The organism is Bacillus hominis (assembly GCF_018332515.1).
Lineage (GTDB): Bacteria > Bacillota > Bacilli > Bacillales > Bacillaceae_G > Bacillus_A > Bacillus_A hominis.
Map to the genome: position 1 here is coordinate 1 of NZ_BOQD01000038.1, position 13,007 is coordinate 13,007.

Genomic DNA, 13,007 nt, shown 5'->3' on the forward strand with positions numbered 1-13,007 from the left:
GGATTACAACATAACCATAGTGTTTTGTGATGTAATCTTGTTTTTATTTTTGTTAACTTATATTTGTATGTATTTTCTTATTATATATGTTTTGATATGAACGTTAACTTATACATGATTTTAAAATTTAGATAGGTGGTAGAAATACATTGGCAACTACAAAACCATATAGAGTATTACTGTATTACATGTACACAACAATTGAAAACCCAGAAGAATTTGCTGAACAGCATTTAGAATTTTGTAAATCACTTGAGTTAAAAGGAAGAATTCTTGTAGCGACAGAAGGAATTAACGGAACTTGTTCTGGTACTTTTGAGCAAACAGAGAAATACATGGAAGTAATGAACAATGATCCACGTTTTGCTGGAATCGTTTTTAAAATTGATGAGGCGGATGAGCATGCATTTAAGAAAATGCACGTACGTCCTCGCCCAGAGTTAGTTACACTTCGTTTAGAAGACGACATTAATCCAAAAGAAGTAACTGGAAAATATTTAGAACCAACAGAATTCTATGAGGCAATGAAACAAGAAGATACAGTTATCATTGATGCACGAAATGATTATGAGTTTGATTTAGGACACTTTAAAGGTGCGATCAAACCAGATATTGAATCATTCCGTGAATTACCAGATTGGATTAGAGAAAACAAAGAAACACTTGAAGGTAAAAAGATTTTAACGTACTGTACAGGTGGAATTCGCTGTGAGAAATTCTCTGGTTGGTTAGTTCGAGAAGGATATGAAGATGTAAGTCAGCTTCACGGCGGAATTGTAACTTACGGAAAAGACCCAGAAGTACAAGGCGAGCTTTGGGATGGTCAATGTTACGTATTTGATGAGCGTATCGCTGTACCAGTAAACCAAAAAGAACATGTTATCGTTGGTAAAGATCATTTTACAGGCGAACCTTGTGAGCGCTATGTAAACTGTGCAAATCCAGAATGTAACAAGAAGATTCTATGTTCTGAAGAAAGTGAAGCAAAACATTTACGCGCATGTTCTCATGAATGTCGTGTACACCCACGTAATCGTTATATCGTGCAACACGAATTAACAGAAGAGCAAGTAGCTGCTGCATTAGAAAAAATCGAAGCAGGTAAGTAAGCATAATAGAAAACAGATGGTAGCATCGTGCTGCCATCTGTTTTTTTTATTTACTTTGTACCATCCTTCTCTTTCACAGCAGACAGCACAGTTTGTTTTACCCATGCTTTTCGATTTTTTTGTTGTATAGCCCATTGGTATAAACCTTGTACACCTAAAATAAGTGAAATGACTATGCCGCTAACAGAGATTAAAAGAGCAAAATACTCAAGGGGGGAAGCTATATGATTTGAATCCGTGTTTTTTAATAGGTCAATCATAGTAAACCCTAGCATTTGGCCTACTACAGAGTAGAGAGTTAAAATTAATAATAAAAGGCTATCTTTTTTAGAGGCAACATTTTCTTGATATTTAAATAAGCTATCAAGATTTTGTTTAGCGTTTGAGTATAGTATTTCGATGTTAAAAAGCTTTCTTAAACGAAAGAAAATATCTTCACTTTGTGATTGAGATACTAATTCTAAAGAAAAATAATTAGCTGTAAACGAATTGATAGAGTAAATTAATTTCTCTATTTCATTTGTATCTTGTTGAATATTTAGTTCAGCATAGGCGTTTGCCATTTTTAATAAAACAATTTTATGAAATAGATTTAATAATAAAGCATAATAAAACTCCCCATACATTTGGCTAGCAAGTTTAGCTATTTTATCGTCACCTTCATTTGTAATACACGTGAAAATATGTTCTTCCATTATGAAATAACGATTAGGAGCCCACCTTTGATAGGCGTGTTTTTTTAAATAATCATGAATATAAGGGAGGTTGTTCGCACTTACATATGGTTTACCATCACTTGTTAATCCAGAAAGACTAGAAGTACGATAAACATCGACTACATTAAGATCCATACCTTCTTTCAGAGATAGCAAAGTCTGCACGTACATTCTTTGGTCTTCAAAGAAAGGAAAAGTTTGAAAGTATGAACTTCTTAATCTTTTCTTCTCAAAGAAATCCGTTAATCCGTTAAATAAATAACCAAAAATGAATTTTTCAATTTGTGAATATTTAATTCCGTTACATTCTATACAAATGTTATCGTCCTTTTCATTTTGCGTTTCAAGTACGCGGAAGCGATCAGCGAACTGTATTGCTTCTGATAATGTCATATTAGGTGCAGCGTTAACTTCTGTTCGAATTGTTAGGAAACCGAGTTCATAAGGGCAGAGTGTAACGTCGATTGAATGCACTGTGAACGGAACGGATATATGATTTGTTGTTAAATGTCCATTTAAATTAAAATTTTTAGAATAACGCTGTAATCCTTTTTGATGCTCTGAGTGAGGAAAGAGAATTTTATTTGTAAATGAAAGGTAGTATGCTTCCATGTTTTGATGTGAAACTTTAAACTTCCCGTAATATGTATTTTCATCTTCGAGATGATCGAGTCGGAAAGGTCGGAAATCGTTTCTTTGTAAGAAAGGGAACATGTTTTGTTCATATCCATTTTTGAACGAAAATGGGAAAATAAATTGAAAAATAGCTGTTGATACATATTTTTCTTCGATTGTTTGTATTGCCTCCATTTACATAGTTTCCTTTCAATATAGGCTATAGAAACAACATGCCCAAATCTTATTAAAAATAACCGCCGTTTTTTCATTCAATTAAGAATGAAAAATCAGCTGATTTATTAGGAGACATGTATAATATTATGTATACTAAAAGTAGTGAATTTTTCTTTTAAAAGGGGATGTAATATGCGTATTTTAGTGCTAGGAGCTGGAGGCGTTGGAGGTTTTTTTGGTGGACGACTAGTAGAAAAGGGAGAAGATGTAACTTTTCTCGTGCGTAGTAAACGGAAACAACAATTAGAGGAAAAAGGTCTTGTTATCCGAAGTATTAACGGCGATTTTTCATTTCAACCGAAACTAATAACGAAAGAAGATAGTACTTCTCCATTTGATGTAATTTTATTCTCAACAAAAGCGTATCACCTAAATGAAGCAATAACAGATTTGAAACCATTTGTAGGAGAGGATACAGTAATAATCCCATTGTTAAATGGTATCGCTCATTTAGCACTATTACAAAAGGAATTCGGCGTGGAAAAGGTAATTGGTGGTTTATGCTTTATTGAAACGACATTAAATAGCGAAGGGGATGTCGTGCAAACTAGTGCTGCCAACAGACTTGTATTTGGGGAAATTAAGCCTCAAGATGCAGAGAGAATGCAACGTATTTCGAAAGTATTTGCGGGTACGAAAGCCAGTTTTGTATTAAGTGAAAATATTACACAAGATATGTGGCACAAATATTTATTTATCACTGTAATGTCAGGAGTGACCACATTAATGCGTTCGCCAATAGGACCAATTCGTGAAAGTGAAGGTGGACGTGAATTTATCCGAAATGTATTTGAGGAATCCATGCAAATCATGAGGGCATTTGGAGCTCCAGTGAAGGAAAATATCGTTGAGGAACATATGAAAACGATTGATAAAATTTCGTATGATATGAAGTCATCGATGCAGCGAGATATGGAAAAAGGTTCGCTTGTTGAAGGGAAGCATTTACAAGGATACTTATTGAAATTAGCAGAGGAAATGTCTATAGATGTGCCTTTATTAAGTGTTGTATATCAAAATTTAAAGGTATATGAAGAAATGATCTTAAATAAAGAAATAGTGTGATTTTAATGGTATGAAAAAGTGGAAAGGATAGCAAAATATAAATACGTTGCTATCCTTTTTTATGTTCATTTTTGACAATCTATTCGTTTCTTTCAGTGCTTTTTGTCGTGTTTCTCTCTTTTTCACGGTTACCATATAACTGATTAATTTCATTTGCTACTGCATCTAAATATGAGTCGGAAAAAATAGGCTTCTTTTCTTTAGACATATGGGGCCTCCTTTGCGGATTTTTTAGTATTCATTATGCATATTTTTCGGTGGATTATGCGCAATCATTTTAATTATTTTCTTATTAAAAATTTTTGTTTACTTTTTGAAAATAAAGGAGTATTATAATCCACAGTTTCAATTTTCTAAATCGCTGAAACCGCATGGTGCGGGGGACCCGTTTAAATGAATTAGTGCATAATTCAATGGGGGTGAATCCTTGAAAAAGGTAGGGCTACTCATAGGCCCGAATCCGACAGCTAACCTCGTAAGCGTTATATTGAGAAGGAAGGTGGAGCTTGTGCGACAAAAAAAATAATGTCTACAAGTCTATTTCGTTATGGCTTGTAGACATTTTTTGTTTTCTGAAGAAATACTTTACTTGCTCTAACTAGCAGAAAAGTTCGTACAAAATTATTGGAGAGTGGACAGCAGTGGTTTCAACTATCAAAAGGTTTTTAATTGGAAGGCCATTAAAATCAACTGAGTTAGGAGAACAAAAGCTTAATAAAACGAAAGCGCTAGCTATTTTATCTTCTGACGCTTTATCATCAGTTGCTTACGGTCCAGAGCAAATTTTAATTGCATTAGCAGGTCTTGGAGCGGTAGCTTATTGGTATTCTATTCCAATAGCTGTTGGGGTATTAGTATTATTAACAGCTCTTATTTTATCTTATCGACAAATTATTTTTGCTTACCCTCATGGCGGGGGAGCATATGTTGTATCAAAAGAAAATTTAGGGATGAATCCAGGCTTAATAGCTGGTGGATCTTTATTAGTGGATTATATTTTAACGGTCGCAGTAAGTGTATCTGCAGGTACAGATGCGCTCACATCTGCTTTTCCTAGCCTACATGCACATAATGTAATCATTGCAATTATATTTGTAATATTGATTACCATCTTAAATTTAAGAGGGGTAACTGAATCAGCTTCCATTTTGGCATATCCTGTTTATTTATTTGTTTTAGCATTATTTATATTAATTGGTGTAGGGGTGTACAATATTTTAACTGGTCACGTTTCACCGACTTTACATTCACCGATTGGAACACCGGTTGCGGGAATTAGTTTGTTTTTACTGTTAAGAGCATTTGCTTCAGGAAGCTCGGCTTTAACAGGTGTTGAAGCGATCTCTAATGCAATTCCAAACTTTAAAGATCCTGCACCTAACAATGCAGCAAAAACATTGCTTGCGATGGGGGCATTACTTGCCGTTTTATTTTCAGGAATTGTCTTTTTAGCTTACTATTACGGAATTACTCCAAATAAACAAGTAACAGTCGTTTCGCAAATCGCTGAACAAACATTTGGACGTAATTTTATGTACTTTTTCATACAAGGTATAACAGCTTTAATATTAATTCTTGCAGCTAACACAGGGTATTCTGCATTTCCGTTATTAGCAGTTAATCTTGCGAAAGATAAGTTCATACCGAGAATGTTTACAATTAGAGGAGACCGTCTGGGATATTCAAACGGTATTATTATACTAGGGGTTTCTTCGATTATTTTAATTGTAGCTTTCCAAGGGCAAACAGAACATTTGATTCCGCTATATGCGGTAGGGGTATTTATTCCATTTACGCTTTCTCAAACTGGAATGGTACTAAAGTGGCTTCGTGAAAAGCCTGAAGGATGGATTTTACGATTATCGATTAATTTAACGGGTGCAGTTATTAGTTTTATCGTAATGAGTATGTTCTTTTTAACTAAGTTCGCACAAGTTTGGTCGATCCTTATTTTCTTACCTGCCATTATCTTCTTGTTCCATCGAATTAAGAAGCATTATGATGCAGTGGGCGATCAATTAAGTTTAAAAACTTGTGAACGGATTGTTCCGATTGAGGGAAATGTAATTGTCGTTCCTGTAGCAGGCATGACTCATGTAGTAGAAAATTCATTGAACTATGCGAAGGCTCTTTCTGCAGATCAAGTTATCGCTGTATATGTTGCTTTTGACAGAGAAGAGGAAAAGCAATTTGAAGAGAAATGGAAGAAGTGGCAACCTGAAGTAAGGCTTGTTACATTACATTCTCATTATAGAAGTATTATTCAGCCGTTAACCAAGTTTATTGATACAGTGCAATATAAAGCGAGTGAATCAAATTACCGAGTTACGGTCGTTATACCACAGTTTATTCCGAAAAAAGGTTGGCATAACATTCTTCATAACCAGTCTAGTTTATTAATTCGTGCGTATTTACTGTATCGAAGAAATGTTGTTATTACGACAGTACCATATCATTTGAAAAAGTAAGGGAATTTTTTAAGGATAACTTCACGAAAGTGAAGTTATCCTTTTTTGTGTATACGCTATGCATAATTGCATACGGACCAAAAAGATATATCGATATAATTTTATCGATTGTGATTAAGTAGTGTTTTCTGTTGTGATATATGGATATTTCAATCGAGAAAGTGAATCGGATTTTATTTTGAAATAAGGACATGAGAGCTTGAAAATAAAGGGGATGAAAATACTTCTTTACGGTAGATAAATAGCTGTGTTTAAATGACCTTACAGTACAAAACTTACATGAAAACAAAACAAAATTTCATATTTTCGTACGTTAATTAATTTAAAATGAATAATATTTTTAGGTAATATATTCACTGTGTGAATGCGGGACTTGCGATAATATAGAAATTTTATACAATGTTATTCATACTAAGCATATATGAAATGTTTTATAACAATAAGTTAGTACTGTATTAATAAAATTTGAGAGAGGTGGTTAGTACATGAATCACGGTGAGAACGGTCGTTATTTTTAACCATCTCAAATTATGTGCAAGAAAATAGAATAATAAAATGCGATAGTAATAGTTGCTAATACATAGGAGGAGTTAAAGTGAAAAAGACTTTAATTACAGGGTTATTGGTTACAGCAGTATCTACGAGTTGCTTCATTCCTGTAAGCGCTTACGCTGAAGGGGGGCAATCAGAAGTGAAAGTATTAAACGTGCAAAATGTAATTGCTCCAAATACATTATCAAATTCAATTAGAATGTTAGGGTCACAGTCACCACTTATCCAAGCATACGGATTAGTTATTTTGCAACAACCAGACATTAAAGTGAATGCTATGAGTAGCTTAACGAATCATCAAAAGTTTGCAAAGGCGAATGTACGAGAGTGGATTGATGAATATAATCCGAAGCTAATCGACTTAAATCAAGAGATGATGAGATATAGTACTAGATTTAATAGCTATTATAGTAAGCTCTATGAACTAGCAGGAAAAGTAAATGAAGATGAACAGGCCAAAGCAGATTTTACAAGCGCATATGGAAAATTGCAATTGCAAGTACAAAGCATCCAAGAGAGTATGGAGCAAGATTTATTAGAATTGCATCGTTTTAAAACAGTATTAGACAAAGATAGTAACAATTTATCAATTAAAGCTGATGAAGCGATAAAAACAATGCAAGGATCAAATGGAGATATTGTGAAATTAAGAGAAGACATTAAAAGAATTCAAGGGGAAATTCAAGCTGAACTAACAAACATTTTGAATAGACCACAAGAAATTATTAAAGGTTCTATTAATATCGGTAAACAAGTATTTACAATTACAAATCAAACTGCACAAACGAAAACAATCGATTTTGTTTCTATCGGTACTTTAAGTAATGAAATTGTAAATGCTGCAGATAGTCAAACGAGGGAAGCTGCTCTTCGTATTCAACAAAAGCAAAAAGAGTTATTACCGCTTATTCAAAAGTTATCACAAACGGAAGCAGAGGCGACTCAAATTACATTTATTGAAGATCAAGTAAGTAGCTTTACAGAACTAATTGACCGCCAAATTACAACTTTAGAAACGTTATTAACGGATTGGAAAGTTTTAAATAATAATATGATCCAAATTCAAACAAATATTGGAGAAGGCACGTATGCAGACAGTAGTTTACTCCAAAAACATTTCAATCAAATTAAAAAAGTAAGTGATGAAATGAATAAACAAACAAATCAATTTGAAGATTACGTTACAAACGTTGAAGTACATTAAGAAGAAAAATAAGTAACGATATAGGGAGAGAAGAAAAATGACAAAAAAACCTTATAAAGTAATGGCTCTATCAGCACTGATGGCAGTATTTGCAGCAGGGAATATTATGCCGGCCCATACTTATGCAGCAGAAACTGCAGTAAAGCAAGCTCCGGTTCATGCGGTAGCAAAAGCTTATAATGACTATGAAGAATATTCATTAGGACCTGAAGGCCTAAAAGATGCGATGGAAAGAACAGGTTCAAACGCTTTAGTAATGGATCTGTACGCTTTAACAATTATTAAACAAGGTAATGTTAACTTTGGAAATGTATCGTCAGTTGATGCAGCTTTAAAAGGAAAAGTGATTCAGCATCAAGATACAGCTAGAGGAAATGCGAAACAATGGTTAGATGTATTAAAACCACAGCTTATTTCAACGAATCAAAATATCATTAACTACAATACGAAGTTCCAAAACTATTATGATACTTTAGTTGCTGCGGTTGATGCAAAGGATAAAGCAACTCTTACGAAAGGTTTAACTAGATTATCAAGTAGTATTAATGAAAATAAAGCACAAGTAGACCAATTAGTAGAAGACTTGAAGAAATTCCGAAACAAAATGACGTCGGATACGCAAAACTTCAAGGGAGATGCAAATCAAATTACATCTATATTAGCTAGTCAAGATGCAGGAATTCCGCTATTGCAAAATCAAATTACAACGTACAATGAAGCAATTAGTAAATATAATGCAATTATTATCGGTTCATCTGTTGCGACAGCTTTAGGACCAATTGCAATTATCGGTGGTGCAGTAGTTATTGCTACAGGTGCAGGAACGCCGCTAGGAGTCGCGTTAATTGCAGGTGGTGCAGCAGCAGTAGGCGGTGGTACAGCTGGAATCGTATTAGCGAAGAAAGAACTTGATAATGCGCAAGCAGAAATTCAAAAAATAACAGGACAAGTTACAACTGCGCAATTAGAAGTAGCTGGATTGACGAACATTAAAACACAAACTGAGTATTTAACAAATACAATTGATACTGCAATTACAGCGTTACAAAACATTTCAAATCAATGGTACACAATGGGATCAAAATACAATTCTTTACTTCAAAATGTAGATGCAATTAGTCCAAACGACCTTGTTTTCATTAAAGAAGATTTAAACATTGCGAAAGATAGTTGGAAAAACATTAAAGACTATGCAGAAAAAATTTATGCTGAAGATATTAAAGTAGTAGATACGAAAAAAGCATAATAACAATTAAACTGTTATAGCATTACGTATAGATAAGAGATTTTTAAATAATAGAGAGCTCCTGTTCAGTAGTGAGCAGGAGCTTTTTTACCTCTAACGTTTCATATCCTCATAAAAAGAATAGGTGATAAGTATGCGTAATAATTTCTATAAAAAATGTCTTTTAACGATAATGATTGCGGGAGTAGCAACGAGTAATGTGTTTCCTTTACATCCTCTTGCAGCAGAACAAAACGTAAAAACATTACAAGAAAATGCAAAAAACTATTCTCTCGGACCAGCTGGATTCCAAGATGTAATGGCGCAAACGACATCGAGCATATTCGCAATGGATTCATATGCAAAATTAATTCAAAATCAGCAAGAGACTGATTTGAGTAAAATAAGTTCAATCAATGGTGAGTTTAAAGGAAATATGATTCAGCATCAAAGAGATGCAAAAATTAACGCATCGTATTGGTTAAATAATATGAAGCCCCAGATTATGAAAACGGATCAAAATATTATTAATTATAATAATACTTTTCAAGCGTATTATAATAGCATGCTATTGGCGATTGATCAAAAGGATAGCGGTAAGTTAAAAGCGGATTTAGAAAAATTGTATGCGGATATTGTAAAAAATCAAAATGAAGTAGATGTATTATTAGGGGATTTGAAAGCTTTTCGCGATAGAATGGCGAAAGACACAAATAGCTTTAAAGAGGATACAAATCAATTAACAGCGATTTTAGCAAGTACGAATGCGGGTATTCCGGCTCTAGAGCAACAAATAAATACATATAACGATTCGATCAAAAAGAGTAATGACATGGTCATTGCTGGTGGCGTACTTTGCGTAGCATTAATAACATGTCTTGCGGGCGGGCCGATGATTGCGATTGCGAAAAAAGATATCGCAAATGCAGAACGCGAAATAGCCAATTTAAAAGATAGAATTTATGGAGCGCAAGCAGAAGTCGCAATTTTGACAGATGTGAAAAATAAGACAACAAATATGACAGAAACGATTGATGCAGCAATTACAGCACTACAAAATATATCAAATCAATGGTATACAGTAGGGGCAAAATATAATAATTTACTACAAAACGTAAAAGGAATGAGTCCTGAAGAGTTTACGTTTATAAAGGAAGATTTAAATACAGCGAAAGATAGCTGGAAAGATGTAAAAGATTATACAGAAAAATTACATGAAGGCGTGACGAAATAAACAGTGGACTAGTTCCGCTGTTTATTTTTTTATCCCGTTTTTTGTGGAGAGCCGAGCTTGTAATTTTACCCATAAGTTTGCCGTGTGTTTTATCAATGTAGCTTTCTATGAGAATTTAACTTGTCTTTTCGTTTTGGGGTGTTAAAAAATTCTTAAGTTGATGGGCATGGGATAGCACAATATGCCTATGAACTTAAGAACAGAAACTTACGCTTGAACATAATATCAAATTTAAATGAGCAAAGCTATTTCAAGTGAATAGAATCCACTCTTTAAGAATACATAAAATATATACATACAAGCTTAGTCTGATCACTACATCATTAGTGAAAGTAGGATTCTATAGATTTTGGAGGAAGAGATATGAAAAAAAAGGTTCTCCTGTTTACAGATTTAGGGATTGATGATGCGTTTGCTATACTGTACACCTTTTTTCGTAAAGACATTCAACTTGTAGGAATTGTAGCCGATTATGGAAATGTATCCAGAGAAAATGTAATAAGAAATATTAACTATTTGAAGTACATTGCGGGAAGAGAAGAGATACCTGTATTCCTTGGTGCTTCTGTACCGTTGACAGGTATATTGATTCAGTATTTCCCTGAGGTACATGGAAAAGTCGGATTAGGACCTATCATTCCCCCTGAAATTTCATATCCAGTTTATCCTTTAAATGATATTTATCAAATTATAGAATCAAATTTAGAAGATCTTACAATTATCAATTTAGGAAGACTTTCTTCGCTAGCTACGACTTTTGTATTGAATTTAGAAACAATGCGAAACGTAAGAGAATGCATTTGCATGGGGGGAGCTTTTTTCTATCCAGGTAACGTAACTGCTGTGGCTGAAGCTAACTTTTACTCAGACCCTTATGCAGCAAACTTAATTCTGCAGCATGCAAAGAACTTGACAATTATTCCTTTAAATGTGACTCAACATGCGATTGTTACACCCGAAATGGTCCAGCAAATCGATGCATTTCATCGGAATACACAGGATCTTGCAGGACTCATCATCAAACCTATGTTAGACTATTATTATAAATTCTACTCCAAGTCTAATCCTGGTATAAGTGGAAGTCCTATGCATGATTTTGTAACAGTGTGGTATTTGCTGAATCAAGAGGCTGTTGGCCTTTCAAGAGTACCCATTAAAGTAATTCCTGATCAAGGAGAAGGATTTGGTCAAAGTATTGCAGACTTTCGTTTTGCTACTAATCCAGGCTATAAAACGCATAATGTAGCTTTTCAGCTTGATTATGAAAGATTCAAGAAGGATATTATGGAAACGTTTTTAAAGAAGAGAGTGTAACAGACTGTATTAACTTCAGATAATAGGGATTATGTGAATGAAATGCCACTTCACTTAACGTACAGGAATTCGACTTTTTTAGGTTGAAATTCGCTTAGCATATAAAACTTCCAAAATGTTGGCTGTATCCCATCACTATCAAGCTAACAAAACAAAATCCCCACTGATTAAAGTTTCACTGTATATACTAATTGGGATAGAAGTTTAGGTAGATATATTTAAGGTGTCGAAATTTCTTGCATAAAGCTGTATAATGCTTGTAACGAAAGGGAAATACAGGAAAGGATTTGTAATGAATTACTATGGAAAAAGATAAACAACAACTAAGCGTTGAAGTTGCAAGATTATATTATCAATCAGATTATAGTCAGCAAGAAATTGCTAACAAATTAAATATTTCAAGACCGACGATTTCTAGATTATTAAAGTACGCGAAAGAAAAAGGATTTGTTCAAATTAGTATAGCCGATCCATTTGCTGATTTAGATAACGTTGGGAATTTACTGAAAGAAAAGTACAACTTGTTAGAGGCACATGTCGTATTTTCACCAGTGCCAGAATATGCAACGATTACAGAGTATATTAGTAAATATGCAGCTGAGTATATGGAAAAGACGGTTAAAAACGGTGATATCGTTGGGGTAAGCTGGGGAATGACGATGTATGAAATTGCTAGAAAAATCGTACCGCAACATGTAAAAGGTGTAGAAGTGGTCCAGCTAAAAGGTGGTATTAGTCATTCGAGTGTAAATACATATGCGAATGAGACGATAGCTTTATTTGCAGATGCTTTTCAAACGACGCCAAGAAATCTACCTCTTCCAGTTATATTTGATAATGCAGTGACAAAAGAATTAGTAGAGCAAGATCGACATATTCATCACATTATTGAAATGGGGAAACAAGCGAATATTGCAGTGTTCACTGTAGGAACAGTGCGAGACGAAGCGCTATTATTCCGATTAGGTTATTTCGACATGGATGAAACGAGTTTACTCAAAAAACAATCGGTCGGTGACATTTGTTCACGATTTTTTGATGGAGACGGAAATATTAGTAGCGAAGAAATTAATAAGCGGACCATTGGAATTGAGTTAGAGGAACTGAAATTAAAGAAACGCTCTATTTTAGTTGCGGGTGGTAATAGAAAAATAAAAGCAATTGATGGTGCGTTACGCGGTGGGTATGCAAATGTATTAATTATCGATCAGCATACGGCGAAAGAATTGTTACATTATCAAAAAGATTAAAAATAAAAGGCTTTCTCA

At 34.0% G+C, this 13,007-nt stretch carries 10 protein-coding genes and 1 riboswitch; of the genes, 8 read left to right on the forward strand and 2 right to left on the reverse strand.

The genetic code is table 11. The annotated features are described in order from the left end of the window. Positions 1–149 precede the first annotated feature (149 nt). The gene (gene trhO / locus KI356_RS05705; RefSeq protein ID WP_128281441.1) at positions 150–1,109 is read left to right on the forward strand and encodes an oxygen-dependent tRNA uridine(34) hydroxylase TrhO; all 960 of its coding nucleotides are present in this window, start codon (positions 150–152) and stop codon (positions 1,107–1,109) included. 50 nt (positions 1,110–1,159) lie between these two features. Here the strand turns inward: trhO and KI356_RS05710 are convergent, their stop codons facing one another. Next, on the reverse strand, positions 1,160–2,635 hold the full coding sequence (locus KI356_RS05710) for a hypothetical protein (RefSeq protein WP_212935022.1): 1,476 nt from the start codon (positions 2,633–2,635) through the stop codon (positions 1,160–1,162). Positions 2,636–2,809: 174 nt separating this feature from the next. On the opposite strand from KI356_RS05710, the gene panE reads away from it, so the two are divergent. Continuing rightward, positions 2,810–3,742, forward strand: coding sequence for a 2-dehydropantoate 2-reductase (gene panE, locus KI356_RS05715; protein WP_128281439.1), 933 nt, complete (start codon positions 2,810–2,812; stop codon positions 3,740–3,742). A 79-nt stretch (positions 3,743–3,821) separates the two neighbouring features. Here the strand turns inward: panE and KI356_RS28405 are convergent, their stop codons facing one another. Next, on the reverse strand, positions 3,822–3,950 hold the full coding sequence (locus tag KI356_RS28405; RefSeq protein ID WP_265176549.1) for a hypothetical protein: 129 nt from the start codon (positions 3,948–3,950) through the stop codon (positions 3,822–3,824). Between the two features lie 141 nt (positions 3,951–4,091). Next, positions 4,092–4,239: riboswitch (cyclic di-AMP (ydaO/yuaA leader) on the forward strand. Positions 4,240–4,383: 144 nt separating this feature from the next. Between KI356_RS28405 and kimA the strand changes: the two genes are divergently transcribed. From kimA to deoR, 6 genes are all read left to right on the forward strand, one after another. Then, positions 4,384–6,210, forward strand: coding sequence for a potassium transporter KimA (kimA, locus tag KI356_RS05720; RefSeq protein WP_128281438.1), 1,827 nt, complete (start codon positions 4,384–4,386; stop codon positions 6,208–6,210). A 595-nt stretch (positions 6,211–6,805) separates the two neighbouring features. After that, complete coding sequence (gene nheA / locus KI356_RS05725; protein WP_128281437.1) at positions 6,806–7,966, forward strand: non-hemolytic enterotoxin NHE subunit A; 1,161 nt, start codon at positions 6,806–6,808, stop codon at positions 7,964–7,966. Positions 7,967–8,003: 37 nt separating this feature from the next. Next, on the forward strand, positions 8,004–9,212 hold the full coding sequence (gene nheB, locus KI356_RS05730; protein WP_128281436.1) for a non-hemolytic enterotoxin NHE subunit B: 1,209 nt from the start codon (positions 8,004–8,006) through the stop codon (positions 9,210–9,212). 133 nt (positions 9,213–9,345) lie between these two features. Continuing rightward, complete coding sequence (nheC, locus tag KI356_RS05735) at positions 9,346–10,425, forward strand: non-hemolytic enterotoxin subunit C (RefSeq protein WP_212935023.1); 1,080 nt, start codon at positions 9,346–9,348, stop codon at positions 10,423–10,425. A 363-nt stretch (positions 10,426–10,788) separates the two neighbouring features. Further along, positions 10,789–11,739, forward strand: a complete 951-nt coding sequence (locus tag KI356_RS05740) for a nucleoside hydrolase (RefSeq protein WP_128281434.1) — start codon at positions 10,789–10,791, stop codon at positions 11,737–11,739. 302 nt (positions 11,740–12,041) lie between these two features. Continuing rightward, on the forward strand, positions 12,042–12,989 hold the full coding sequence (gene deoR / locus KI356_RS05745; RefSeq protein WP_212935024.1) for a DNA-binding transcriptional repressor DeoR: 948 nt from the start codon (positions 12,042–12,044) through the stop codon (positions 12,987–12,989). Positions 12,990–13,007 lie beyond the last annotated feature (18 nt).